Raw genomic sequence first — 24291 nt, forward strand, 5'->3', positions numbered from 1 at the left:
TTGATCCCGAGGGAGCCCGACATGAGCGACACGATTTTCAGCAAGATCATCCGGCGCGAGATACCGGCGGACATCGTCTACGAAGATGACGAGGTGCTGGCTTTCCGCGACCTCAACCCGCAGGCGCCGGTGCACGTGCTGTTCATTCCCAAGCGGCCGCTGGCCACGCTCAACGACGCGGTGGCGGGCGATGCGGAACTGCTCGGCAAGCTGCTGCTGGCGGCGGCGAGCTACGCCAAGTCGGAGGGCTTTGCCGAGCAGGGCTATCGCACCGTGATCAACTGCAACGAGGATGGCGGCCAGACCGTGTTCCACCTGCACGTGCATCTGCTCGCCGGCCGCCGGCTGCACTGGCCGCCGGGCTGAGAGTGGAGCCAGAAAAACGCCGGCTGTGAGCCGGCGTTTTTCTGGATGCTTATTTCTTCCTCATTTCTTCGGCGGCGGGGGCGGGCGCACCACGATCACCCGGCGCGGATAGAAGCCGCCATAGGGGTAACCACCCCAGTACGGACCAAAGCCCGGGCCCCAGAACGGGTCATAGAAGCCTGGCGGATAGTTCACCACCACCGGCCGCTTCGGCCACAGGTAGACCACGTCGGCCTCCACCCGCGGGTAGGCGTAGTCGAACTCGCCGACCTTCTGCGACACCGTGCCGTGCAGGGTGCCGGTGACGGTCAGCTCGCGGCCGCGAACGAACACTTCCGGATCGTAGAAGCCATCGCGGCAGGCCACGAAGCGGCCGAGATTCTCGCCGTTGCTGCCGGCCGTGGGGCGCGCCTGGCTGTCGAGCGGGCGGGACAGCAGGTAGAAGCAGGTCTGCTGCGGACCCGGCTCGGTCTTGATGATTTCGCCGCCCCAGCGCACGTGCGTGCCGCCGGCGCCGCCTTGCTGTGCGCTTGCGGTGGACACGTCGGCGTAGGTGCCTTCCAGCGGTTTCGGAATCGTCGCGCAGCCTGCCAGCAAGGCCAGGGCTGCGGCGAGCGTCAGTGGGCGGTACAGGGACATGGGGATATCTCCAAACGGGGGCAGCGATGACGGCCGTCGATTCGACGGCTATTTGACCACGCGGGCGATACGGAAATCCCGTACCGACCGGATGAAGCGGCGCAATGGTTCAGTTGGCGGTTCGGCATGGGCGTAGCGCAACTCAAGATAACTCCTCGTCAGCTCGGCCAGTTCCTCGCGTCGACCAGGCAATGCATCGGCAGCGCGGCGCAGGTAATCCTGCGGGCCTTCGCCGCGCCGGCGCGCGATGCCCTTGCGCGCCAGCTTGCGTTCCAGCTCGCGCATGGCCCCGCGCAACGGGTCACGCGGCTGTCGTCGGCGCAGTGCCCAGACCAGGCCGATCGCGACAAACAGCGTGCTGCTGATCGCCAGCAGCCAGCCCAGTGTCGCGGTATCCACGTCGCGAATGCCGAACGGCTGCAACAGGCCGCGCTGACGCAAGGCGTCGAACCCGATAACGCCCTGGTCCCACCAGCGGTTGACAATGTCCCAGCGGTTGCGCAGTCCCTGCAGCCAGTCGGTGCGGTACCAGGCCAGCTGGTCGCCGGCCGCGGCGGCTGCACCTTGCGACACGCGTTCCGGGCGCACCGCGCCGGTGGGGTCAACGCGCACCCAGCCACGACCGGGCAGCCACACTTCGCTCCAGGCGTGGGCGTCGGAGTTGCGCACCAGCAGGTAATTGGCGGCCTTGTTCCAGTATCCGCCCTGATAGCCGGTGACCACCCGGGCGGGAATGCCGGCGGCACGCATCAGCACGGTGAAGGACGAGGCGTAGTGTTCGCAGAAACCCTCGCGGGTGCCGAACAGGAAGTCGTCCATGGCGTTGCGCCCCAGCGGTGCCGGGGCCAGCGTGTAGCGAAAGCCGCCGTCGTGGAACAGCGCGAGCGCGGCACGCACGATGGCGCCGTCGTCGCCGCCGTGACTCTGGCGCCACTCCCGCCCCAGCGCCAGCGTCCGCGGGTTGAATCCGTCGGGCAATTGCAGCCAGCGACGCCGATGCGGGCCCAGCTCAGGCTCCAATCGATAGCGCGTGGCCGAACTCAGGCTGTAGCGGAGCGTGTCGTTGACCGGCTTGTCGGCGACGACCACCCGGTCGGAACGCATGCGGGCACCGGCTGGTGCGTCGATCGGCACATCGAGGGTGGGCAGCACGTTCTGCTGGCTGGCGACGAGGCTGACGTGATAGCTCGTGGAGCCGGCGACTTCCAGCTTCGACGGCGCCAGCGTGGCCAGGTCGCGGAACGTCCAGGTGAAGCCGTCGTAACGGGCCATGACGTAGGCGCGGAAATAGCGCTGGGCGCGGACCGGCGGAGTGCCGTCGAAAGTCACCCGCATGGCGGGGCTGTCGTCCATCATCAGCTCGGCAAACTTGCCAGGCGACATGCTGTCGGCCAGGCCGGTGCTGGCCTGGTCGGGCGTGGGCGCGCCCCACAGCGGCGAGTCGAGTCGCGGAACCAGCAGGAAGGCCAGCAGCGCCAGCGGCAATGCCGCGCCGATCAGCCCCAGGCCGGGCAGCAGCGAGCGCGGCAGGCTGTCCGTCACCTGGGCGGGTTCCAGTGCACGCAAGGTGGCCAGCGCCGGCAGCAGGCCCAGGGCGACGGCAACGGTGGCGACCATGCCCTGGCCGGACAGCAGCGCCGCCATCAGGGCGAAGCAGGCGAAGCTGATGCCGACCCTGGCGTCGCGGACGGTTTCGGTCTCCAGCAGCTTCAGCACCAGCAGGCCCACCGCCAGCGCGGTGCCCGGTTCCCGGCCGAAAACATTGCCGTACTGCAGGATCACCGCCAGTGTCAGCAAGGCCAGCATCGGCAGCTTCAGCCAACGCGGCACGCGGCCGGCGCGCTGTCGCCGCTGCCACCAGCGCCAGCCGAGCACCACGGCCAGCACCGCCACGAGCCACCATGGCATGTGCAGGGCATGCAGGCCGAGCACCATTGCCAGGGTCAGGCTGAGAAGGTCGAAGGCACGGGCGTCGACGGGATGGACGGGCGTGGCGGCGCGCAGGCGGCTCATGGCAATCGCGCCAGGGCGTTCATGCAGCGCGCGTAGTGCAGCGGCCCGTTGCTGCTGGTGATCTCGTCGCCGGGCAGCCACAGGCTGTAGCTGCAGCGCTGGGCCTCCGCCTCGTCCACCCAGCGGGCGAGACGGGCGATGCGCGCCTCGTTCTCCATGCCGCCAAGCTGGCGCCAGTCGAGCTGCCATTGCGGGCGGCTTTGCGGCTGCTCGAAATCCTTGACCAGCAGATTTTCGTGGCGCGCGCTGCTTTTCCAGGCGATGTGGCGGCGCGGGTCGCCGACCCGGTAGTCGCGCAAGGCGGCCAGTTCGTCGCCACGGTACAGCCGCATGTGGCGGGCATCACCCGCCGGCGCGCGGGGCGGCGGACCGGCGTCCTCCGCGCGCGGCCACACCAGCACGGCCTGCTCCGGTCGCAGCCAGCTCCATGCGCGGAACATCCCGAGCGGCCAGCTGCTCCATACCCGCATGCGCGGCATCGCCTGCCAGCCGCGCTTTTCGGTGGCCAGGGAAAGTTGCACTGCGGTGCCGCTGCGACCATCGAGCGCGAAGGCGATGGTGCCGTCGGCAAGTTCCACGCGAATCGATTGGCGCGGACGGGCGGAGTCGAATTCCAGGGTGAGCATGAGCGGGTCGCCGGCCACCGCATGTCCGGCGCGGACATGCGCCAGGCGCAGGCCGTCGAGGTTGCGGAATGCCACCAGCATGCTCGCCGCGCTGGCGGCGCCGAGCAGGCAGGTCAGCAGCAGGGCGGCGTTGTTGCTGTAGTTCAGCGCGCCGGCGAGCATCACCAGCAGCAGCACGGAGAAGCCCAGGCCGAAACCGGTCGGCACGATGTAGATGCGGCGCCGGTGCAGTTCGATCGGCAGGCTTTCCGGGCGGCGATAGCGGGTGAGTGCGGGCAGCCGGCCTTCGGCCCAGCGTTGCAGGCGTTGCATCACGCTGCGCATCAATCCACCGCGACCTCGGTCAGCAACTGCCGCGCCAGCGTGTCGCCATGGGCGCCACGTGCCGGCAGCAGGCGATGGGCGGCCAGCGGGACGAACAGCGCCTGCAGGTCTTCCGGCAGCACATGGTTGCGATGGTGGAGCAGGGCCCATGCTCGTGCCGCGCCCAGCAGGGCGAGGCCGGCGCGTGGCGACAGTCCCACCCGGATGTCGGCATGGCGGCGGCTGGCGCTCAGCAGGGCCTGCAGATAGTCGAGCAGGGCGTTGCTGGCGGTGATCGACTGCGACTGCCGATGCAGCTCGATCAGCGCCGCCGCATCCAGCTTCGGGCGCAACTGCGCCAGCAGGTCGCGCCGGTCGCTGCCGCCGAGCAGGGCACGTTCGGCGGCGGCGTCGGGGTAGTCCAGCGACAAGCGCAGCATGAAGCGGTCGAGCTGGGAATCGGGCAACGGGAAGGTGCCGTTCAGATCCAGCGGGTTCTGCGTGGCAACCACGAAGAACGGCTGCGCCAGCGGGTGGGTCTGGCCGTCCACGGTGACCTGGCCTTCGGCCATCGCCTCCAGCAGGGCGCTTTGCGTTTTCGGACTGGCGCGGTTGATCTCGTCGGCCAGCAGCAGGCCGGTGAAAATCGGGCCGGGGTGGAAGCGGAACTGCGCCGTCTCGCGTTCGTAGACGCTGACCCCGAGGATGTCCGAAGGCAGCAGGTCGCTGGTGAACTGCACGCGCTGGAAGTCCAGCGCGAAGGTGGCGGCCAGGGCGTGCGCCAGGGTGGTCTTGCCCACGCCGGGCACGTCTTCCAGCAGCAGGTGGCCGCCGGCGATCAGGCAGGCGAAGGCCAGTTTCACCTGCCGCGGCTTGCCGAGCAGCACCAGGTTGACCTGGGCCATCGCGGCATCCAGTCGCTGCTGCAGGGATTCTTCGTGAGGCTGGGTCATGGCGGACATCGTGGCAGGGTTCTTCGCTGGCGTGACGGGTGCCAGTGTAGCCGCCCCGCAGGGATGTTCCGGGACGGCCTCAGGGCAGGGCGACGCCGGCTTCGCGCAGCAGGCGCGCCAGTGCGATCAGGGGCAGGCCGATCAGCGCGCTGGGGTCGTGGTTGTCGATGGTTTCGAACAGGCTGATGCCGAGGCCTTCGCACTTGAAGCTGCCGGCACAATCCAGGGGTTGTTCGCGTTCCACGTAACGAAGGATTTCGTCGGCCTGCAGCGGGCGGAAGCGCACACGGGTCAGGTCGACATGGGTGTGCTGCCGATGCTGGCGGGTGTCGATCACGCACAGCGCGGTATGGAACAGCACCTCGCGCCCCGAGCTGGCGGCAAGCTGCGCGCAGGCATTCTGCGGGTTGCCCGGCTTGTCCAGCAGCCGGTCATCCAGCGCGGCGACCTGGTCCGAACCGATCACCAGCGAGTCCGGATGGAGCGCAGCCACGGCCTCGGCCTTGGCGATGGCCAGGCGCAAGGCGCGTGCGCCGGGCGCTTCGCCAGGCCATGTCGCCTCGTCGGTTCCCGGCGCGGCCTGTTCGAACTGCTGCAGCAGCAGCCGGCGCAGCAGTTCGGCACGGTAGCGCGAGGTCGAGGCCAATACGATGCGGGGTGAGGGGCCGGCCTGGATCATGGGTCCGATTCGCGCCGGATATGCTCGCGCATGGCGCTGTCGAGATCGGTCTGCGCCTGGTCGAGGGCCTTCAGCAGGGGTTGCAGGCGGCTGCGCGTATCGCGCATCGAGCTGGCGGCTTCATCCAGTTCCTGCTGGCTGGCCTGCGGCGAGCGATCCCTGATCCACAGGCGCTGCTGCAGCAGGGCGCGCAGGCCGGCGTCGACCGCATGTCGGGCCTCCTGCTCGCTGGCGGCGGGCAGGTCCGGGTTCAGCGACATCACCGCATGCGCCTGTTGCAGGCCGGCGCGGCAGGTCTTCAGGTCGGCTTCCAGGCGATCGGCCAAGTCGAGCAGGTTGGTCAGGCTGCTGCCGCGCAGGTTCTGGCGCCGTCGCAGCAGCAGCGCGCTGGCGGCAAGGCCGACCAGCAGCACCAGCAGCGCGACGAGGCCCAGGGTGAGGTAGGAGTTCAAGGGCAGCGGCTCGGGCGACAGGGAGAGCAAGTCTGCCGCATCAGGGGCAAATCAGGCAAAATGCGCCGCCGGCCGGCCATTTCGCGGGTTCGGGCGCCGCACCAGTTGACTTCAGGCGGCCTGGAACCTAACATTTCGCGATTATGTCCGTGACACTGCCAGAGTCCGTGGACGCCTGGCGCATGGTCTCGGCGCGGCGTTCGTTCGAGGGAACGCTTCCTGTGGCGTCCATGCCACGCCTGTGCGGGGCGTTGGCCGATACCGATGGATCGGTGCATTTCGAGCTGGATTTCGGGCGCGACGAGCTGGGCATCAGCTATGTCGACGTCCGTGCCACCGGATCGCTGAGCGTGACATGCCAGCGCACGCTGGAGCCGTTCGACTTGCCGGTGACGGTGGACACGCGGCTCGGCCTGATCAGACAGGAGCGCGAAGAGGCGGGATTGCCGCCCGATTGCGAGCCGCTGCTGGTGGCCGAGGATGGCCGGTTGAATCCGGTGGATGTGATAGAAGACGAATTGTTGTTGGCGCTGCCGCTGATTCCGATCAATCCGGACAGCAGCCTGCCCGACGAAGCGATCAGCCAGGAACCGGAGACCTCCGGCGAAGGGCAGTCGGAAAATCCGTTCGCGGTGTTGCGCGAACTGAAGAAGTAAACGCCGACCCGAGTCATCGGGTCATCAAGTCACAGATCATCAAGTTTCCGTTGGAGAACTACCATGGCAGTTGCCAAGAGCCGCCGTACCCCGTCCACCCGCGGCATGCGCCGCTCGCACGATTCGCTGAAGACCGTGCAGCTGTCGACCGATCCGACCAGTGGCGAGGTGCATCTGCGCCATCACGTCACCAAGGACGGTTACTACCGCGGCAAGAAGGTGATCGAGACCAAGGGTGCGGTGTCAGTCGAGGATTGATCTGCTTCGGGAGCCCTTCGGGGTTTCCGGACTTGGTCGGCAAAACGGCGCGGTGACGCGCCGTTTTGCGTTGTTGGACAGCCGGATGCCGGGCGCGGCGGTTGCACTGGTGCCGCCCAAGGCGTTCAATCCCCAGTTTACGTTGATGGACAGCTGAATGGCCCAGATCTACTCCCGCATCATTGCCACCGGCAGCGCGCTGCCGGAGCGCGTGGTAACCAACGCCGACCTGGAAAAGATCGTCGAGACGAGTGACGAGTGGATCCGCAGCCGCACCGGCATCCGCCAGCGTCATATCGCGGCCGACGGCGAAACCACCGGCGACCTGGCCTTCCGTGCCGCGCAGCAGGCACTGGAGGCAGCTGGCGTCAAGGCGTCCGAGCTGGACCTGATCATCCTGGGCACCACCACGCCGGACATCATCTTCCCGTCCACCGCCTGCCTGGTGCAGCATCGCCTGGGCGCCAACGGCTGTGCCGCGTTCGACGTCAACGCCGCGTGCTCGGGCTTCGTCTACGCGCTGGGCATCGCCGACAAGTTCATCAAGAGCGGACAGTCGAAGAAGGTGCTGGTGATCGGCGCGGAAACGCTGACCCGCATGGTCGACTGGACCGAGCGCGAGACCTGCGTGCTGTTCGGCGACGGCGCCGGCGCGGTGGTGCTGGAGGCCTCGGACGAACCGGGCATCCATGCCACCTGCCTGCATGCCGATGGTGGTCACAAGGAACTGCTGTACAACCCGGTGGGCGTCTCCGTCGGTTTCAGGGACGAGCCCAACCACGGCGTGCGCATCCGCATGGCGGGTCGCGAAGTGTTCAAGGTCGCGGTGAAGACGCTGGATTCGCTGGTCGAGGAAACCCTCGCCGCTGCCGGCATGAACGAGTCGCAGATCGACTGGCTGATTCCGCACCAGGCCAACCTGCGCATCATCGAGGCGACCGCCAAGCGGCTCAACATGTCGATGGAGCGCGTCATCGTCACCGTCGACAAGCACGCGAACACGTCGTCCGGTTCGGTGCCGCTGGCGCTGGATTACGCGGTGCGTTCGGGCAAGGTGCAGCGTGGCCAGAACCTGCTGCTGGAAGCCTTCGGCGGCGGTTTCACCTGGGCGTCCGCACTGCTGCGCTACTGATCCGGCAAGCGTTTCCATGCCGGTCACGATGCCGCCCTCGGGCGGCATCGCCTTTTTCGGGTCGGCGGATTCGCGAAATACAGCTGCGTATGGCGGGCCATGCATGGCACCATGTTCGCTTTCGTCGACGGGATTCGCCCATCCATGAGTTCAACCGCTTCCTCGCTCGCTTTCGTCTTTCCCGGCCAGGGTTCGCAGTCGGTCGGCATGCTGGCCGAACTGGCCGCTGTACACAGTGAAGTCCGGGCCGCCTTCGACGAAGCTTCGCAAGGCGCCGGTGTCGATCTGTGGAGCCTGAGCGCCCAGGGTCCGGAAGATCAGCTCAACCGTACCGAGAACACCCAGCCCGCGCTGCTCGCGGCCAGCGTCGCGGTGTGGCGGGTGTGGCAGAAGCTGCGCGGCGCGCAGCCGGCCCGCCTGTCCGGTCACAGCCTGGGTGAGTACAGCGCGCTGGTCTGCGCCGGAGCGATCTCCCTGCACGACGCGGCGGCGCTGGTGGCCGAACGCGGCCGGCTGATGCAGGCCGCGGTGCCGGCGGGCGTCGGCGCGATGGCGGCGATCCTCGGTGGCGACGATGCACAGATCGCCGCGGTGTGCGACGAGGTGGCACAGGGCCAGGTGGTGGCGCCGGCGAATTTCAATTCGCCCGGCCAGCTGGTGATTGCCGGCAATGCCGAGGCGGTCGATCGCGCGCTGGCCCGGCTTGCCGAGCTGGGCGTGAAGAAGGCGATCAAACTGGCCGTGTCGGTGCCGTCGCATTGCGCACTGATGTGCGAAGCGGCCGACAAGCTGGGCGAGCGGATGGCGACGGTCGACTGGAAGCTGCCGTCCGTGCCGGTCATCCAGAACGCCGAAGCGTGCAGCTACGGCAGCATCGAGGAGATCCGCGGCGCACTGCAGCGCCAGCTGTACATGCCCGTGCGCTGGACCGAATGCGTGCAGGCGCTGGCTGCCGGCGGCGCCACGCGCGTCGCCGAGTGCGGCCCGGGCAAGGTGCTGGCCGGCCTGATCAAGCGCATCGACAAGAGCATCGAGGCGCGCGCGATCGGCGCCCCGGCGGATCTCGATGCCGCACTCGCCGAGTGGGCCTGACCGCCCCTCGATCATCGAATTTCCGAAGGAACGTTGTTCATGAGCAAACCACTGCAAGGTGAAATCGCGCTGGTCACCGGCGCCAGTCGCGGCATCGGCGCGGCGATCGCCGACGAGCTGGCGGCGATGGGCGCCACCGTCATCGGCACGGCCACCAGCGACGGCGGTGCCGTCGCCATCGGCGAGCGCATGGCCGCCCACGGCGGCCACGGTCGCAAGCTGGACGTCACCGACGGCGCGGCCGTCGAGGGCCTGGTCGAGGCGATCACGAAGGAGTTCGGCATGGTCTCGATCCTGGTCAACAACGCGGGCATCACCCGCGACCAGTTGTTGATGCGCATGAAGGAAGACGACTGGCAGGCGATCATCGACACCAACCTCACCTCGGTCTATCGCACCTCGAAGGCGGTGATGCGCGGCATGATGAAGGCGAAGAAGGGTCGCATCATCTCGATCGCCTCGGTGATCGGCCTTACCGGCAACCCGGGGCAGGCCAATTACGCAGCGGCCAAGGCGGGCATCATCGCGTTTTCCAAGTCGCTGGCCCGCGAGATCGGCAGCCGCGGCATCACCGTCAACGTGGTGGCGCCCGGCTTCATCGATACCGACATGACCCGCGCCCTGCCCGAAGATGCGAAGCAGGCGATGCTGGGGCAGATCGCACTGGGGCGGCTGGGCGAGGCGAAGGACATCGCCAGCGCGGTGGGCTTCCTGGCCTCGCCGGCGGCCGCCTACATCACCGGAGAAACACTGCACGTCAACGGCGGCATGTACATGCCGTAGCGTGGGTTGACGCAGTTGTCGCCAGCAGCTTCGTTTTAGGCGACAATTGCGCTTTCGTGCCGGTCAGCGGGGGTCTCTTCCCCGTGATGCCGGCCCATCGTGGCAGCCTTGCGGTTTAGCCACTACAATGCGCCGGCCTTTTGCAGGCTTTGAGCCGGCACAGACAAATCAATTACTCCTTGAGAGGTATGGGCAACATGAGCACCATCGAAGAGCGCGTCAAGAAAATCGTCATCGAGCAGTTGGGCGTGAAGGAAGATGAAGTCACGGCGAACGCTTCGTTCGTTGACGACCTGGGCGCAGATTCGCTGGACACGGTGGAACTGGTGATGGCACTCGAAGAAGAGTTCGAGACCGAGATCCCGGATGAAGATGCCGAGAAGATCACCACCGTGCAGCAGGCCGTCGATTACATCAAGGCCCACTCCAAGGATTGATCGGCAGGGAATTGACCGCCGTTGCGCGGATGGGCTCGCCTGGCGCGGGCCGGTTCGTTCACACGGCGGTACCGAAGGCTGCGCCATCTTGGCGCAGTTTTCGTTTCTGCAATTTGTAACGTCCGATCCCGTATGGTCGCCGGGGAATCCGGCGACCCGGGTGAATCGCGGATCGGACGGGTCATGGCTTTGCCTGGGCTGTCGGCAGCGGCGGGCCCGCGCAATCACGTAAGGAAATCAGCATGAGCAAGCGACGTGTGGTAGTGACCGGCATGGGCATCATCTCGCCGGTCGGCAACGACATCGCCAGCGCCTGGGATCGCGTCGTCCAGGGCGTCAGCGGGATCGGCCCGGTCACGCATTTCGACACCTCCGCTTATTCCACGCGCATTGCCGGCCAGGTCAGCGGCTTCGATCCGGCTGACTGGATGGCGGCGAAAGACGTCAAGAAGATGGACCCGTTCATCCACTATGGCGTGGCCGCCGGCACCCAGGCCCTGCGCGATTCCGGGCTGGAGGTGACCGAGGCGAATGCGCCCCGCATCGGCGTGGCCGTGGGCGCCGGCATCGGCGGCCTGTACACGATCGAGGCGACCGCGCTGGAACTGGCCGCCAAGGGGCCGCGCCGCGTCTCGCCGTTCTACGTGCCCAGCTCGATCATCAACATGGTCTCCGGCCAGCTGTCGATCATGTTCGGCCTGAAGGGACCGAACATCGCCTGCGTGACGGCCTGCACCACGGGCACCCACAACATCGGCCTGGCCGCGCGGATGATCCAGTACGGCGATGCCGACGCGATGATCGCCGGCGGCGCCGAGTTCGCCACCACCGGTACCGCGATGGCCGGCTTCTGCTCGGCCAAGGCCATGTCCACCCGCAACGACGAACCGACCAGGGCCAGCCGTCCGTGGGACAAGGACCGCGACGGCTTCGTGCTGTCCGACGGTTCCGGCGTGCTGATGCTGGAAGAGTACGAGCACGCCAAGGCCCGCGGCGCCCGCATCTACGCCGAGCTGGTCGGCTTCGGCATGAGCGGCGACGCGTACCACATGACGGCGCCCAGCGAGGGCGGCGAAGGCGCGGCGCGCTGCATGCAGACGGCGCTGGACGATGCACGCCTGAACCCCGCCGAGGTGCAGTACGTCAATGCGCATGGCACCTCCACGCCGCTGGGCGACCTGGGCGAGGTGATGGCGGCGAAGAAGGTGTTCGGCGACCATGCCTACAAGCTGGCGATGAGCTCGACCAAGTCGACCACCGGCCACCTGCTGGGTGCGGCCGGCGGCGTCGAGGCGATCTTCACCATCCTGGCGCTGCGCGACCAGGTGCTGCCGCCCACGATCAACCTGGACAATCCCGGCGAAGGTTGCGATCTCGACTTCGTGCCGAACACCGCACGCGAGGCGAAGTTCGACGTGGCGATCTCCAACTCGTTCGGCTTTGGCGGCACCAACGGCACGCTGGCCTTCCGTCGCGTCTGACGCGCCACGCGTGACCTGCCATCGCCGCATCCTGCCCGGCCGGCGCGACCTGCTCGCGCCGGCCGCTTCATTTCCCGCGCGCTATCCCTGCCTGCTGGAAAGCGTGGTGCATGGCACCGCGCAGTCGCGCTACGACATCCTGTTCGGGTTTCCCGAAGACTCGCTGAGCCTGCACGCGGACGGGAGCCTGCGCGACCACGACGGACAGCCGCGGGAAGGGCGCTTCCTCGACGCGCTGGATGAGGCGTGGCGCGCGGCCCGCCTGCCGCCCGCAGGCGACGACCTGCCGTTCCACGGCGGCTGGGTGCTGCTGCTGGCCTATGAGCTGGCCGGCGAGATCGAGCCGGGACTGCGCCTGCGCCCGCCCGCCGAACTGCCCCTGGCGCTGGCGCTGCGCTGCCCGGCGGCGGTGATCGTCGACCATGCACGTGACTGCACGATCCTGGTCGCCGAGGCGGGGCAGGAGGATCTTCTCGACCGGCTCGAAGCGGATCTTGGCGCGGAACCCGCGGTCCCGCCGCTGGCCGCGCCGTGCGGCTGGGAAGAAGACGCGCCGGAACACTTCCTCGACGGCGTGGCGCGCATCCACGAGCATCTCCAGGCCGGTGACATCTTCCAGGTGAACCTGTCGCGGGCATGGCGTGCCCGTTACGCGCCGCCGCCCACCGCGGCCTCGCTCTACGCGGTGTTGCGCCGTGCCAACCCGGCGCCGTTCGCCGGCCTGCTGCAGCAACCGGGCTGGGCGGTGGTCAGCTCGTCGCCGGAGCGGCTGGTCGAAGTGCGCGGCGGCGTGGCGCAGACCCGGCCGATCGCAGGCACCCGCCCGCGCGTGGCCGGTGACGACGATGCGGCGCGCATCCGCGAGCTCAGCGCGCATCCGAAGGAGCGCGCAGAACACGTGATGCTGATCGACCTGGAGCGCAACGACCTGGGTCGGGTCTGCGTGCCGGGCACGGTCGCGGTCGACGAGCTGATGGTGGTGGAGAGTTACGCCCACGTTCACCACATCGTCTCCAATGTACGCGGGCGACTGCGCAGCGAGGTGACGCCCGGCGAGGTGATCGCTGCCACTTTCCCGGGCGGCACCATCACCGGTTGTCCCAAGGTGCGCTGCATGGAAATCATCGCGGCGCTGGAAGACGCGCCACGCGGCGCCTATACCGGCGCGCTGGGATATCTCGATCGCAACGGTGACCTCGACTTGAACATCCTGATCCGCACGCTGACCCTGCTGGGCAACGAAGTGAGCCTGCGCGCCGGCGCCGGCATCGTGGCCGATTCGGTGGCGGCCAGCGAGCTGGCGGAAACCCGCGCCAAGGCGCGCGGGCTGCTGCGCGCACTGGGGGTGCCGGACTGATGCCCGCGCGCGTCCTGGTCGACGGCGAAGCGGCGCAGCAGGTTTCGGTGCTGGATCGTGGCCTAGCCTACGGTGACGGCCTGTTCGAAAGCATTCGCCTGGTCGGCGGCGTCGCGCCCCTGTGGTCGCGTCACATGCAACGACTGGCCGATGGCTGCGCGCGCCTGCGGATTCCCGCGGCCGACCCGCAGCAACTTTGGCGCGAGGCGTTGCAGGTCAGCGCCGGCATGCCGCAGTCGGTGGTCCGCATCACGCTCAGCCGCGGCCAGGGTGAGCGCGGTTACGCGCTGCCGGTCCACGTGCGACCCACCCGCGTGGTGGCTGCATTCGCACCACCGCAAGTGGACCCGAACGTGTATTCGGAAGGCGTGTGCATGCGCGTCTGCACGATCCGCCTGGCGGAACAGCCTCTGTTGGCCGGCATCAAGCATCTGAACCGGCTGGAGCAGGTCATGGCGCGGGCCGAGTGGGATGATCCGGCGATCGCCGAGGGCGTCCTGCTGGATAGCCACGAGCGGGTGATTTCGGCGACCATGGCCAATCTGTTTGCGGTGATCGATGGTCAGTTGCTGACGCCATCGCTGGACCGCTGCGGCGTGGCCGGGGTGGCGCGAGCCGAGGTGCTGGCGTGCTGCTCGGAGGCGCGAGTGGGTGAGATGACGCTGGCGATGCTGCACGCGGCGGACGAGTTGTTCCTCAGTTCGAGCGTGCGCGGCATCGTGCCGGTGCGTTCGCTCGATGGGCGCGACCATCGGCCCGGTGCACTCACGCGCCGGTTGCAGCAGCATTGGCAGGATCTGGGTTTCACGATGGAGCAGGCTGGATGAGTGACAAACGGGTGCACGGCCGCGCATGGCTCAAGTTGCTGGTGCTCCTGCTGCTGGCCGCAGCCGTTGCCGTGTTCTATCTCGGCAATGCCTATACGCGGTTCAATTCGACACCGCTGAACGTGGCAGCCGGCGGTGGCAGTATCGACGTGGCCCGAGGCAGCAGCTTCAGGGACATCGTCGCCGACCTGCGCCGGCAGGGCCTGAGCACGGCCAACCCGCTGTACTGGCGGGCACTGGCGGCGCAGATGCGGGTGGCCGGCAAGCTGCATGCCGGCGAGTACGCCCTCGAGCCGGGCATCACGCCGCGCCAGCTGCTGGCCAACATGGCGGCAGGCCGAGTGCTGCAGCGCAATTTCACCATCGTCGACGGCTGGACCTTCGCCGAACTGCGCCAGGCGCTGGCCAGGGCGGAGAAGCTGCAGCACGACAGCGCCAACCTGGATGACGCCGCCGTGATGCAGAAGATCGGTGCGGGCGGCGAGGCGCCGGAAGGGCGTTTCCTGCCCGAGACCTACGCCTATGTGAAGGGTGACAGCGACCTGGACATCCTGCGCCGTGCGCACGCTGCGATGGTGAAGACGCTGGATGAGCTGTGGCCGGGCCGCGCGCCGGACCTGCCGCTGGCCACGCCGTACGAGGCGCTGATCCTGGCCTCGATCGTGGAGAAGGAAACCGGCCTTCCCGTCGAGCGGGCGCAGATCGCCGGGGTGTTCGTGCGACGGCTGCAGAACCACATGCTGCTGCAGACCGACCCCAGCGTGATCTACGGCATGGGTGCGAACTATGCCGGCAATATCCGCAAGAGCGACCTGACCACCGACACGCCGTTCAACACCTATACCCGGGCCGGCCTGCCGCCGACACCGATCGCCTTGCCCGGCAGGCCCGCGCTGGTCGCGGCGCTGCATCCGGCCGCCGGCGATGCGCTGTATTTCGTGGCGCGTGGCGATGGCGGCCACGTGTTTGCGCGCACCCTGGAAGAACACAATCGCCATGTCGACTGCTACCAGCGGAAGCGTTGCCGATGACCGCGCGAGGAAAGTTCATCAGCCTCGAAGGCGGCGAGGGTGCGGGCAAGAGCACCTTGCTGGCCGGCCTGCGCGAACACATCGAACGAAACGGCGTGTCGCTGGTGCAGACGCGCGAACCCGGCGGAACCACCGTGGGCGAGGCCGTGCGCGCGATCGTGCTCGATCCGGTCCAGCGCGGCATGGCCGCGGAAACCGAACTGCTGCTGATGTTCGCCGCGCGTGCGCAACTGGTGCGCGAGGTGATCGAGCCGGCCCTGGCGGCGGGGCGCTGGGTGCTGTGTGACCGCTACGCCGATGCCAGCCATGCCTACCAGGGTGGCGGTCGCGGCCAGCCGACCGAACGCATCGCAGAGCTGGAACGCTGGGCCTGCATGGGCGTGCAGCCTGACCTGACCCTGCTGCTCGACCTGCCGGTGGCTACCGGGCGGGCCCGCGCTGCCGGTCGCGGCGACGCCGACCGCATCGAGGTCGAGGCCGATGCGTTCTTCGAACGCGTGCGTGCCCGTTATCGCGAGCGTGCTGCCGCCGAGCCGGAACGTTTCCGGACGCTCGACGCCGGCCAGTCGCCGGCCCAGGTGCTGGCTGCCGCCACGATGGCACTGGAAGACCTGCTGGCCGGGGCGCGGCCATGAGCGTGCTGCCCTGGCAGCTTCCGCACTGGGCGCGGCTGCAGGCAAGTCGCCAGCGCGGGGCACTGGCGCATGCGCTGCTGGTCTGTGGTGCTGCCGGGCTGGGCAAGCGCGCGTTCGTCCGGCATTTCATGCAGGGGCTGCTGTGCAGCGAGCCGGTGGACGGCGAGCCCTGCGGTCATTGCCGCAGCTGCCTGCTGATCGCCGCCGGTTCCCATCCGGACCTGGTCACCTTGAGTTTCGGGCTGCGCAAGGATGGCGTGCAGCGCAGCGAGATCGTGGTCGACCAGATCCGCGAACTGTCCGCGCGGCTGGCGATGAACAGCCAGTTCGGCGGCTGGCAGGTGGCGATCATCGACCCTGCCGACGCGATGAACGCGGCTGCCGCCAATGCGCTGCTGAAGACGCTGGAGGAGCCGGCCGCGCAGACCATGCTGATCCTGCTGGCCGATGCGCCCTGGCGCCTGCCGCAGACCATTCGCAGCCGTTGCCAGCGGGTCGAGTTCCAGCTTCCGGCTGAAGCCGACGCGCTGGCCTGGCTGCAGGACCAAGGCGTGCGCCATCCCGCGGAGGCGCTGGCGGCGGCTGCGGGCAATCCCGGCCTGGCCCGGGCCTGGGCCGGCGAGGGCGCACTGGAGCGCCGGCAGGAAGTGCGCAAGGACCTGGCGGCGCTGGCCGCCGGTCGGGGACAGCCGATCGAGGTCGTCAAGCGCTGGCTGGACAACGAGCCGGCACAGCGGCTGTGGTTCGCCGCCCAGGCCACCGCGGACGAGATCCGTGCGCGTTCATCAGTCAGCGCCGCGCCGTTGGCCAGCGCCATGGATGTCGAGGCGCTGGCGCACTGGTATGACGCGGTCAATCGTACTCGTGAGGCCTTGCGCGGGCCGCTGCGTGGCGACCTGTTGCTGCTCGAACTGCTCGCGCAGTGGCGATGACCCCGGCTGGCGGCATCTCGCTGACGTCGGCGGCGATGGATGGCTTGCCGGAGTTGTCCGCACGAACCCGGTTGCTGGTGGTCGCGCCGCATCCGGATGACGAAACCATCGCCACCGGCCTGCTGATCCAGCGGGTACGTGCGGCGGGTGGCGAGGTGCGCATCCTGCTGCTGACGGCCGGCGACAACAATCCCTGGCCGCAGCGCTGGCTGGAGCGACGCATCCGCATCGGCGCCGACGATCGCAGGCGCTGGGGCCAGCGCCGTCGCGGCGAGATGTTGCAGGCGTTGCAGCAGCTTGGCCTGGATGATTCGAGCCTGCAGCCGCTGGACTGGCCCGACATGGGGCTGACCGAGCTGCTGTTGCAGTCGCCCCGAGCTGCCGTGGCGACGCTGGCGGCGGCCATCGATGCGTTTGGCCCCAGCCTGGTGCTGGCGCCGGCGCTGTCCGACCATCATCCCGATCACGGCTCGGCGCACGTGCTGGTGCGCCTGGCCCTGGCCGGACGGTCCGCCCCGCCGCCCCTGCTGGGCTACCTGGTGCATGGGGATCGTGGTGACGACTCTTTCGAAGTGGCCGGCAGCACCTTGCAGGTGGCCCGCAAGCTTGCTGCGCTGGAGGCACACTGCAGCCAGATGGCACTCAGCGGCACGCGCATGCGGCACCTGGCCGGCCGACCGGAATGCTGGGCCTGGCCGGCCCCGCCGCTGGCGGCCTTGCCCTGGCGGCCGCCGGCCTGGCTGAACCCGTGGCTGCGGCTCAGCGTGGTCAGTGCCGCGGGGGTGGAACGCTGGCACTGGGCACGGGCCCCGCTGCAACGCGACGATGCCGGAAGCTGGCGCCTGTTGCCCTCCGCCGTGGCACGCGAGGCGCCGGTTTTCGCGCGCCTGACCCTGGCCTTGCCCACGCCGTGGATTTTCGATCACTGGGGCTGGTGCGAACTTTCCTGACCGGCTGCCCGTGCAGGACGGCTCTTGCGCGCCCCGGTTGACCGGGCTAGCTTGAGGCAGGGGGAAGATGACGGTGGCCTGGCCCGTCATCACGTCCGGTCACGCAATCCGGTGACGGCAATTCCAGTGGTTCCAGCAGCTGCCTGGAAGGGCAGACGTCATCGCAGCCGGTCCATCCGGCGGACATCCGAATGCACATATCGGAGCAGGGCTTGACGCAGGTGGCAGCCGATGCCGCCTCGGGCGAGAGTTTCCACGCCGCGTTGTCCGAGATCGGGCAGTTGCTGGTGCGTGCGCTGGAGCCGGCAGTCCTGTACGAGGCGGTGATCGAGGTTCTGCAGCGCCGGATCGGCGCGCGGCTGGTGATGGTGGGCGAGCTGGACCATCGCAGCGGCTGGCTGCAGCGCATCGCACCTGCCGATGTAGCTGCCGGGATGGCCGACATCTATCCCGAGCGCATCCCGTTTTCGGCGGCACAACCGGCCTTCTGGCGCGGCGAGCCGCAACTGGAAGCCGAGGTCCGCCACAGCGAACCCCTGCAGATGTTCCGGCCTGCCTACGCAAGGCACGAGGTGGGTGCCGCGCTGGCCGTGCCGGTGCTGAAGTTTGGCGAAGTCTGCGCGGCGCTGGTGATACGCGCCGCGCACGCCGATTATTTCTCGCCGCGGATGATCGAGCTGTTGCAGCAGGTGGCGATCAGCATCGGATTCGGTCTCGAAGCGCACGAGCAGCGCGCGCGCCTGCTGCTTTCGGTGCAGGACGAGGCGCGCCAGCGGCGTGCGCTGCGCCTGCTCAGCGAGATGATCAAGCTGGTCACCCACAGCGAAAGCGAACCGTCGCTGTTGTCCGGCGCCTGTCGCGTGCTGCGTGCCATCGGTGGCTACAGCGCTGCCTGGATCGGCCTGCTCGACACCGGTGATCCGGGTCGCCTGGTGCAGCAGGCGCACGAAGGGCTGGACGCCGGCCTGCTGCAGGACCTCCAGTCGAGCCCGCTCGACCAGACCCCTGCGGGCGCCATGGTGGCCAGGGCGCTTGCACTGGGTCAGCCCCAGTCGAGCCATCCGGGCACGGCGCAGTCCGGATGTGCAGACGTGCAGTCGCTGCTGGCCCTGCCGCTGCGTGTGGCCGGGGCGATCGCCGGTTGCCTGGTCGTCGGCGCGGCCACGGCGGATGCCTTCGGCGACATCGAGATCCAGGCCTTCGCCGAGATGGCGGTGGAGCTGGGGCTCGGTATCCAGGTGCAGCGCGCCCAGGCGGCGCGACTGGCGGCGGAGCAGGAACTGCGCTTCAGCCTGCAGTATTTCCGCACGGTGCTGTCCAACCAGCACGCCGGCATCCTGGTGGTGTCCGAGGACGATCGCGTGGGCTTTGCCAACGAGGCCTTCTGCACCCTGTTCGGCCTGTCCGAATCACCCGCCGAGCTGGAGGGCAGGGCGGCGGACTGGCTCTACGCACGACTGCTTTCAACGTATGCCGATCCGCCATCCGCCGAGCGGCGAATCAGCCAGGTCCTGCAGCAGGACCTGCCCGTCAAGGGCGATGAAGTGACCATGGGCGACGGGCGCATCTTCCTGCGCGACTTCACCCCGGTGCGGGTCGGCGAGGTTGCCAGTGGACGCCTCTGGCATCACCGCGACATCACCCGGCAGAAGATGCACGAGGCACGCGTCGAGCGGCTGGCCTTCTACGACGTGGTGACCGGTTTGCCCAACCGTCGCCTGCTGTTCGAGTTGCTGGAACAGGCTCGTACCCGCGCCAGCACGCAAGGCAGCCTGCTGGCCGTGGGCGTGCTGGACCTGGATCGCTTCAAGAGCGTCAACGACACGATCGGCCATGGTGGCGGTGACCATGTGCTGGCAGAGGCCTCGGCGCGGGTCGTGGGCATGTTGCGCGAGGCGGACGTGCTGGCCCGCTTCGGCGGCGACGAGTTCGCCCTGGTCATCCCGGGGCTGGACAGCCGGGAGCAGCTCGACGTGATCAGCCGCTGCATTCTCCAGGCGCTGCGCGCGCCGTTCAACCTGATGGGCGAGCAGCTGTACCTGTCGGCCAGCATCGGCTGGACCCTGTTTCCGCTGGACGAATCGGATGCCGAGGGACTGGTGCGGCATGCCGACCTGGCGATGTACCAGGCCAAGGACGAGGGCAAGGATCGCGGCATGTTGTACGAGCCGGCGATGGAGCTCGAGCAGGTCCGCCTGCAGGCGATGCGCGAGCGGATCGCGCAGGCCCTGCAGCAGGATCAGCTGCTGCTGCTGTTCCAGCCGATCGTCTACATCGACGGCCTGCCGGGCCTGCATGGCGTGGCCGGCATGGAAGCCCTGCTGCGACTGAGCGACAGCGATCCGCTGGTCGAGCCGGGCAATTTCATGCACGTGCTGGACGACCCGCAACTGGCCCGCCCGATCGGCCGCTACGTGCTGGAAGAGGCGCTGCGCTGCTGCCAGTCGTGGATCCGCGCGGGCGTTTCGATCCCGGTGTCGGTCAACATCAGCACCCGTCACCTGCTGCACCCGGCCTTCTTCACCGACATCGACGCCGTGCTGGAGAACTACCCCGACGTGATGGACGTGGGCTTCGGCATCGAGGTGACCGAGACCGGGCCGAGCATGGACCACACCCGTGCCAAGGAAGTGATCGAGGAGTGCCGCCGCCGCGGCATCCGCGTGGGCCTGGACGACTTCGGCACCGGCAGCGCCTCGCTGAGCCACATCCAGAAGCTCGACATCGAACACATCAAGCTGGACCAGAGCTTCGTGCGCGACATCATCAGCGACGACCGGAACATGGCGATCGCCGCGGGGGTGATCACCACGGCGCGCATGCTGGCCAAGGCGGTGATCGCCGAGGGCGTCGAAACGTCCGATCAGGGCGACCTGCTGGCCTCGCTCGGCTGCCATCAGTTGCAGGGCTTCTGGATATCCCGGCCGATGCCGGCCGCGCAGGTGCCGGGCTGGGTCGCCGGCTGGGTTCCGCCGGGTTCCTGGGGCAGCCTGGTGAACGAGCGCCAGTCGCTGCTGGCGAGCCAGCAGGGCATTGCGTGACGACGCCCGGTGGTATGCGTCGCTGACAGCCTCTAAGATCCGTCCCATCGACCGGGCGTGTCACATGTCCGGCAGGAGCCAAGCATGAAACCCATGGGCGCCCGGCAGGGCATCATCTCGCTGAAAATCAAGGATGCGGCGTCGCTGTACAACGCGTACATGCCCTTCCTCAAGCACGGCGGCCTGTTCGCCGCCACCGCGCAGTCCTATTCGCTGGGCGACGAGGTGGTGCTGCTGGTGACCCTGGCGGAGGAAACCGAGCGCATCTCGGTGGTCGGCAAGGTGGTCTGGGTCAGTCCGGTCGGCGCCCAGGGCAATCGCACCGCCGGCATCGGCATCCACTTCAACGAGTCGGGCGATGCGGAAGCCGCCCGCAGCCGGATCGAGAACATCCTGGCTGGCACGCTCAACTCCGAGCGCCCCACGCACACGATGTGATGCGTGCGCGTCGTCGCGTCTGCGCCTTGTGACGGGCATCCGTCGTGCGGTTAGTCGGCACGCGATTGCCCGTCAAGGCTTGTTGTACCCCTTCGCACTGATACAATGGCCGGATTCGCGAATTCTTTTCGCGAGACGTCGGACGTCCGTGGCAGCAACGCCTGCGGACGGGGCCGAAAGCCCATGGCCTCAGCGGCCTGCCGAATCGAAATCGCCGGACCGTGAGTTGCCCGATCACACCCACGGTCACTGATGCGCCCAGCGGCGCGGAGGTAAGTTGCATCGTGCTTGCCGAATACTGGCCTGTCCTGTTGTTCATCGGCGTCGCTGCCGGCCTTGGCGTGGTGCTGCTGGCCATTGGCCTGCTGGCAGGCCCGCGTCGTCCCGAGGCGGAGAAGCTGGCGCCGTACGAGTGCGGCTTCGAGGCGTTCGAGGATGCCCGCATGCGCTTCGACGTGCGCTACTACCTGCTCGCCATCCTGTTCATCATCTTCGATCTGGAAATCGCCTTCCTGTTTCCATGGGCGGTGGTCTTCCAGCAGCTCGGCGTGATCGCGCTGATCGAGATGGGCCTGTTCCTGCTGTTGCTGGTCATCGGTTTCGCCTACGTGTGGAAGAAGGGAGCACTCGAATGGGAGTGATGGATTCCGTCAGCCGGGTGATGCACAACCCGGAGCCGTTGAACCTGGTCGACGACATCCTGCTGCCGGCCGGTGACAACCCGGTGGTGCAGCGCGGTTTCGCCACCACCAGCATCGATGCGCTGATGAACTGGGCGCGTACCGGCTCGATGTGGCCGATGACCTTCGGCCTGGCCTGCTGCGCGGTGGAGATGATGCACGCCGGCATGTCGCGACTGGACCTGGACCGCTACGGCGTGATCTTCCGCCCCAGCCCGCGCCAGTCCGACGTGATGATCGTGGCCGGCACCCTGGTCAACAAGATGGCCCCGGCGCTGCGCAAGGTCTACGACCAGATGCCCGAGCCGAAGTGGGTGATCTCGATGGGCAGCTGCGCGAACGGCGGCGGCTATTACCACTACTCCTATTCCGTGGTGCGTGGTTGCGACCGCATCGTGCCGGTGGACATCTACGTGCCGGGCTGCCCGCCCACGGCCGAGGCGCTGATTCACGGCATCCTGCAGTTGCAGAAGAAGATCCGCCGCACCAGCACCATCGCGCGCTCCTGAATGGCACACTCCGAAGGCGCAGCCATGACCGATACCCCCAAGACCTCGCTGGCCACCCAGCTGATCGCGCGATTCGGCGACACGCTGAGCATCAGCACGGTCCGCAATGAAACCGTCGCGGAACTCGCAGCGGCCGACCTGATCGCCGTGGCCACCGCGCTGCGCGACGAGCCGGCGTTCCGCTTCAGCGAACTGATCGACCTGTGCGGCATCGACTATCTCGGCTACGGCCAGACCGAGTGGGATACCGAGACCGTCTCCGGCACCGGCTTCTCGCGCGGCGTGGAAGGCGAGGCCCAGGGGCGCTTCGACTGGGCCGGTCGTCCCCGTGGCGGAAACCGGCCGCGCCGGTTCGCCGCGGTGATCCAGTTGCTCTCGCTCGAACACAACCGGCGCCTGCGCCTGCGCGTGTTCTGCGCGGACGACAGCCTGCCGATGGTGCCGTCGCTGACCCTGGTGTGGCCGGGCGTGAACTGGTTCGAGCGCGAGGCGTTCGACCTGTACGGCATCATCTTCGACGGCCATCCCGACCTGCGCCGCATCCTCACCGACTATGGCTTCGTCGGCCATCCGTTCCGCAAGGACTTCCCGCTGATCGGCAACGTCGAAGTGCGCTACGACCCGCTGCAGAAGCGGGTGATCTACGAGCCGGTGTCGATCGAGCCCCGCGTGCTGGTTCCACGCACCATTCGCGACGATGCCGACCTGATGCAGGCCAAGGCCGAAGCCGCCGATCACTGGCGGGAGAATTGAGCATGCAAGAGATCCGCAACTACACGATGAATTTCGGCCCGCAGCATCCGGCCGCCCACGGCGTGCTGCGCCTGATCATGGAGATGGACGGCGAGACCATCGTCCGCGCCGATCCGCACGTGGGCCTGCTGCATCGCGGTACCGAGAAGCTGGCCGAGTCCAAGCCGTTCAACCAGTCGATCGGCTACATGGACCGGCTCGACTACGTGTCGATGATGTGCAACGAGCATGCCTACGTGCGCTCGATCGAAACCCTGCTGGGGATCGAGGCGCCGGAGCGCGCGCAGTACATCCGCACCATGTTCGACGAGATCACCCGCATCCTGAACCACCTGATGTGGATCGGTTCGAACGCGCTCGACCTGGGTGCGATGGCAGTGATCCTGTACGCGTTCCGCGAACGCGAGGAACTGATGGACGTGTACGAGGCGGTGTCGGGCGCGCGCATGCATGCCACGTACTATCGCCCGGGCGGCGTCTACCGCGACCTGCCCGAACAGATGTCGAAGTACCGCGAGTCGCCGTGGCACAAGGGCGCCGACCTGAAGCGCATCAACAGCTGGCGCGAAGGTTCGATGCTCGACTACCTCGAGGCGTTCACCGCCGACTTCCCGTCCAAGGTGGACGAGTACGAGGAACTGCTGACCACCAACCGCATCTGGAAGCAGCGCACCGTCGGCATCGGGGTGATCAGTCCGGAGCTGGCCCAGCAATGGGGCATGACCGGCGCGATGCTGCGCGGCTCGGGCGTCGAGTGGGACCTGCGTAAGAAGCAGCCGTACGCGAAGTACGCCGAGATGGACTTCGACATCCCGGTCGGCGTCAACGGCGACTGCTACGACCGTTACCTGGTGCGCGTGGAAGAGATGCGCCAGTCCAACCGGATCATCCGGCAGTGCGTGCAGTGGCTGAAGGCCAATCCCGGGCCGGTGATGGTGAAGAACTTCAAGGTCGCCCCGCCGTCGCGGGTCGAGATGAAGGAGGACATGGAAGCCATGATCCATCACTTCAAGCTGTTCACCGAAGGGTATTGCGTGCCGGCCGGCGAAACCTACTGCGCGGTCGAGGCGCCCAAGGGCGAGTTCGGCTGCTACCTGGTTTCCGACGGCGCCAACAAGCCGTTCCGCGTGCACCTGCGCGCACCGGGCTTCGCCCACCTGTCATCCATGGACACCATCGTGCGCGGCCACATGCTCGCCGACGTGGTGGCCATGATCGGTACCTATGACCTCGTGTTCGGCGAAGTGGATCGCTGAGCCGGCACGACG

Annotated in this window: 26 protein-coding genes; 20 read left to right on the forward strand and 6 right to left on the reverse strand. The window is 67.9% G+C overall.

Annotated elements, in window-relative coordinates; genetic code table 11:
- Window positions 1–21 precede the first annotated feature (21 nt).
- Entirely contained in the window at window positions 22–366 is a 345-nt protein-coding gene (locus UU7_RS02815) for a histidine triad nucleotide-binding protein (RefSeq protein ID WP_007805161.1), read from the forward strand.
- 60 nt (window positions 367–426) lie between these two features.
- On the opposite strand, the gene UU7_RS02820 is transcribed toward UU7_RS02815, so the two are convergent.
- The 6 genes from UU7_RS02820 to UU7_RS02845 form a co-directional block, all read right to left on the reverse strand.
- A complete protein-coding gene (locus UU7_RS02820) occupies window positions 427–1005 on the reverse strand; it encodes a Slp family lipoprotein (RefSeq protein ID WP_007805163.1) in 579 nt (192 codons plus the stop codon).
- 48 nt (window positions 1006–1053) lie between these two features.
- Complete coding sequence (locus UU7_RS02825) at window positions 1054–3018, reverse strand: transglutaminase TgpA family protein (RefSeq protein ID WP_007805165.1); 1965 nt, start codon at window positions 3016–3018, stop codon at window positions 1054–1056.
- A complete protein-coding gene (locus tag UU7_RS02830; protein WP_007805168.1) occupies window positions 3015–3968 on the reverse strand; it encodes a DUF58 domain-containing protein in 954 nt (317 codons plus the stop codon). The genes UU7_RS02825 and UU7_RS02830 overlap by 4 nt, the downstream gene beginning before the upstream one ends.
- On the reverse strand, window positions 3968–4909 hold the full coding sequence (locus UU7_RS02835) for an AAA family ATPase (RefSeq protein WP_040672685.1): 942 nt from the start codon (window positions 4907–4909) through the stop codon (window positions 3968–3970). Before UU7_RS02835 ends, UU7_RS02830 begins: the two co-directional genes overlap by 1 nt.
- A gap of 70 nt (window positions 4910–4979) precedes the next feature.
- Window positions 4980–5579, reverse strand: a complete 600-nt coding sequence (locus tag UU7_RS02840) for a Maf family protein (protein WP_007805172.1) — start codon at window positions 5577–5579, stop codon at window positions 4980–4982.
- On the reverse strand, window positions 5576–6031 hold the full coding sequence (locus tag UU7_RS02845) for a hypothetical protein (RefSeq protein ID WP_040672773.1): 456 nt from the start codon (window positions 6029–6031) through the stop codon (window positions 5576–5578). Before UU7_RS02845 ends, UU7_RS02840 begins: the two co-directional genes overlap by 4 nt.
- Before the next feature lie 182 nt (window positions 6032–6213).
- Here UU7_RS02845 and UU7_RS02850 point away from each other — a divergent pair, with 182 nt between their 5' ends.
- The 19 genes from UU7_RS02850 to UU7_RS02940 all read left to right on the forward strand — a co-directional run bounded on the left by UU7_RS02850 (window position 6214) and on the right by UU7_RS02940 (window position 24279).
- Entirely contained in the window at window positions 6214–6687 is a 474-nt protein-coding gene (locus UU7_RS02850; protein WP_040672774.1) for a YceD family protein, read from the forward strand.
- 63 nt (window positions 6688–6750) lie between these two features.
- On the forward strand, window positions 6751–6945 hold the full coding sequence (gene rpmF / locus UU7_RS02855; protein ID WP_007081784.1) for a 50S ribosomal protein L32: 195 nt from the start codon (window positions 6751–6753) through the stop codon (window positions 6943–6945).
- A gap of 157 nt (window positions 6946–7102) precedes the next feature.
- Window positions 7103–8077: a beta-ketoacyl-ACP synthase III gene (locus UU7_RS02860; protein WP_007805180.1), complete on the forward strand. Its 975-nt coding sequence runs from the start codon at window positions 7103–7105 to the stop codon at window positions 8075–8077.
- A 144-nt stretch (window positions 8078–8221) separates the two neighbouring features.
- Window positions 8222–9169, forward strand: coding sequence for an ACP S-malonyltransferase (gene fabD / locus UU7_RS02865; RefSeq protein WP_040672776.1), 948 nt, complete (start codon window positions 8222–8224; stop codon window positions 9167–9169).
- A 39-nt stretch (window positions 9170–9208) separates the two neighbouring features.
- Window positions 9209–9952 carry a 3-oxoacyl-ACP reductase FabG gene (gene fabG, locus UU7_RS02870; RefSeq protein ID WP_007805183.1) on the forward strand — a complete coding sequence of 248 codons (744 nt, stop codon included), beginning with the start codon at window positions 9209–9211 and terminating at the stop codon, window positions 9950–9952.
- 197 nt (window positions 9953–10149) lie between these two features.
- A complete protein-coding gene (gene acpP, locus UU7_RS02875; protein WP_007805185.1) occupies window positions 10150–10389 on the forward strand; it encodes an acyl carrier protein in 240 nt (79 codons plus the stop codon).
- A 242-nt stretch (window positions 10390–10631) separates the two neighbouring features.
- The gene (gene fabF / locus UU7_RS02880) at window positions 10632–11870 is read left to right on the forward strand and encodes a beta-ketoacyl-ACP synthase II (protein WP_007805186.1); all 1239 of its coding nucleotides are present in this window, start codon (window positions 10632–10634) and stop codon (window positions 11868–11870) included.
- A gap of 10 nt (window positions 11871–11880) precedes the next feature.
- The gene (locus tag UU7_RS02885; protein WP_007805188.1) at window positions 11881–13227 is read left to right on the forward strand and encodes an aminodeoxychorismate synthase component I; all 1347 of its coding nucleotides are present in this window, start codon (window positions 11881–11883) and stop codon (window positions 13225–13227) included.
- A complete protein-coding gene (gene pabC / locus UU7_RS02890) occupies window positions 13227–14054 on the forward strand; it encodes an aminodeoxychorismate lyase (RefSeq protein ID WP_007805190.1) in 828 nt (275 codons plus the stop codon). Before UU7_RS02885 ends, pabC begins: the two co-directional genes overlap by 1 nt.
- Window positions 14051–15085: an endolytic transglycosylase MltG gene (mltG, locus tag UU7_RS02895; RefSeq protein ID WP_007805192.1), complete on the forward strand. Its 1035-nt coding sequence runs from the start codon at window positions 14051–14053 to the stop codon at window positions 15083–15085. The genes pabC and mltG overlap by 4 nt, the downstream gene beginning before the upstream one ends.
- Window positions 15082–15720, forward strand: a complete 639-nt coding sequence (gene tmk / locus UU7_RS02900) for a dTMP kinase (protein WP_007805193.1) — start codon at window positions 15082–15084, stop codon at window positions 15718–15720. The genes mltG and tmk overlap by 4 nt, the downstream gene beginning before the upstream one ends.
- Entirely contained in the window at window positions 15717–16652 is a 936-nt protein-coding gene (gene holB / locus UU7_RS02905; RefSeq protein WP_007805195.1) for a DNA polymerase III subunit delta', read from the forward strand. Before tmk ends, holB begins: the two co-directional genes overlap by 4 nt.
- Window positions 16649–17602, forward strand: a complete 954-nt coding sequence (locus UU7_RS02910; RefSeq protein WP_007805196.1) for a PIG-L deacetylase family protein — start codon at window positions 16649–16651, stop codon at window positions 17600–17602. Before holB ends, UU7_RS02910 begins: the two co-directional genes overlap by 4 nt.
- A 221-nt stretch (window positions 17603–17823) precedes the next feature.
- Window positions 17824–20643, forward strand: coding sequence for a bifunctional diguanylate cyclase/phosphodiesterase (locus UU7_RS02915; RefSeq protein ID WP_238530876.1), 2820 nt, complete (start codon window positions 17824–17826; stop codon window positions 20641–20643).
- Between the two features lie 84 nt (window positions 20644–20727).
- Entirely contained in the window at window positions 20728–21081 is a 354-nt protein-coding gene (locus tag UU7_RS02920) for a PilZ domain-containing protein (protein WP_007805201.1), read from the forward strand.
- A 284-nt stretch (window positions 21082–21365) separates the two neighbouring features.
- Window positions 21366–21722 (forward strand): NADH-quinone oxidoreductase subunit A, encoded by a 357-nt coding sequence (locus tag UU7_RS02925; RefSeq protein ID WP_007805203.1) that lies wholly within the window; start codon window positions 21366–21368, stop codon window positions 21720–21722.
- On the forward strand, window positions 21713–22270 hold the full coding sequence (locus UU7_RS02930) for a NuoB/complex I 20 kDa subunit family protein (RefSeq protein WP_007805204.1): 558 nt from the start codon (window positions 21713–21715) through the stop codon (window positions 22268–22270). Before UU7_RS02925 ends, UU7_RS02930 begins: the two co-directional genes overlap by 10 nt.
- Window positions 22271–22294: 24 nt before the next feature.
- On the forward strand, window positions 22295–23023 hold the full coding sequence (locus UU7_RS02935) for an NADH-quinone oxidoreductase subunit C (RefSeq protein ID WP_007805205.1): 729 nt from the start codon (window positions 22295–22297) through the stop codon (window positions 23021–23023).
- Window positions 23024–23025: 2 nt separating this feature from the next.
- Complete coding sequence (locus tag UU7_RS02940) at window positions 23026–24279, forward strand: NADH-quinone oxidoreductase subunit D (RefSeq protein ID WP_007805206.1); 1254 nt, start codon at window positions 23026–23028, stop codon at window positions 24277–24279.
- Window positions 24280–24291: the final 12 nt, after the last annotated feature.

The organism is Rhodanobacter spathiphylli B39 (assembly GCF_000264295.1).
GTDB classification, from domain to species: Bacteria; Pseudomonadota; Gammaproteobacteria; order Xanthomonadales; family Rhodanobacteraceae; genus Rhodanobacter; species Rhodanobacter spathiphylli.

Coding starts and splice junctions, on each gene's coding strand:
- UU7_RS02815 (WP_007805161.1), top strand. CDS start 22: ATGAGCGACACGATTTTCAGCAAGATCATCCGGCGCGAGATACCGGCG.
- UU7_RS02820 (WP_007805163.1), bottom strand. CDS start 1,005: ATGTCCCTGTACCGCCCACTGACGCTCGCCGCAGCCCTGGCCTTGCTG.
- UU7_RS02825 (WP_007805165.1), bottom strand. CDS start 3,018: ATGAGCCGCCTGCGCGCCGCCACGCCCGTCCATCCCGTCGACGCCCGT.
- UU7_RS02830 (WP_007805168.1), bottom strand. CDS start 3,968: ATGCGCAGCGTGATGCAACGCCTGCAACGCTGGGCCGAAGGCCGGCTG.
- UU7_RS02835 (WP_040672685.1), bottom strand. CDS start 4,909: ATGTCCGCCATGACCCAGCCTCACGAAGAATCCCTGCAGCAGCGACTG.
- UU7_RS02840 (WP_007805172.1), bottom strand. CDS start 5,579: ATGATCCAGGCCGGCCCCTCACCCCGCATCGTATTGGCCTCGACCTCG.
- UU7_RS02850 (WP_040672774.1), top strand. CDS start 6,214: ATGGTCTCGGCGCGGCGTTCGTTCGAGGGAACGCTTCCTGTGGCGTCC.
- rpmF (WP_007081784.1), top strand. CDS start 6,751: ATGGCAGTTGCCAAGAGCCGCCGTACCCCGTCCACCCGCGGCATGCGC.
- UU7_RS02860 (WP_007805180.1), top strand. CDS start 7,103: ATGGCCCAGATCTACTCCCGCATCATTGCCACCGGCAGCGCGCTGCCG.
- fabD (WP_040672776.1), top strand. CDS start 8,222: ATGAGTTCAACCGCTTCCTCGCTCGCTTTCGTCTTTCCCGGCCAGGGT.
- fabG (WP_007805183.1), top strand. CDS start 9,209: ATGAGCAAACCACTGCAAGGTGAAATCGCGCTGGTCACCGGCGCCAGT.
- acpP (WP_007805185.1), top strand. CDS start 10,150: ATGAGCACCATCGAAGAGCGCGTCAAGAAAATCGTCATCGAGCAGTTG.
- fabF (WP_007805186.1), top strand. CDS start 10,632: ATGAGCAAGCGACGTGTGGTAGTGACCGGCATGGGCATCATCTCGCCG.
- pabC (WP_007805190.1), top strand. CDS start 13,227: ATGCCCGCGCGCGTCCTGGTCGACGGCGAAGCGGCGCAGCAGGTTTCG.
- mltG (WP_007805192.1), top strand. CDS start 14,051: ATGAGTGACAAACGGGTGCACGGCCGCGCATGGCTCAAGTTGCTGGTG.
- tmk (WP_007805193.1), top strand. CDS start 15,082: ATGACCGCGCGAGGAAAGTTCATCAGCCTCGAAGGCGGCGAGGGTGCG.
- holB (WP_007805195.1), top strand. CDS start 15,717: ATGAGCGTGCTGCCCTGGCAGCTTCCGCACTGGGCGCGGCTGCAGGCA.
- UU7_RS02910 (WP_007805196.1), top strand. CDS start 16,649: ATGACCCCGGCTGGCGGCATCTCGCTGACGTCGGCGGCGATGGATGGC.
- UU7_RS02920 (WP_007805201.1), top strand. CDS start 20,728: ATGAAACCCATGGGCGCCCGGCAGGGCATCATCTCGCTGAAAATCAAG.
- UU7_RS02930 (WP_007805204.1), top strand. CDS start 21,713: ATGGGAGTGATGGATTCCGTCAGCCGGGTGATGCACAACCCGGAGCCG.
- UU7_RS02935 (WP_007805205.1), top strand. CDS start 22,295: ATGACCGATACCCCCAAGACCTCGCTGGCCACCCAGCTGATCGCGCGA.
- UU7_RS02940 (WP_007805206.1), top strand. CDS start 23,026: ATGCAAGAGATCCGCAACTACACGATGAATTTCGGCCCGCAGCATCCG.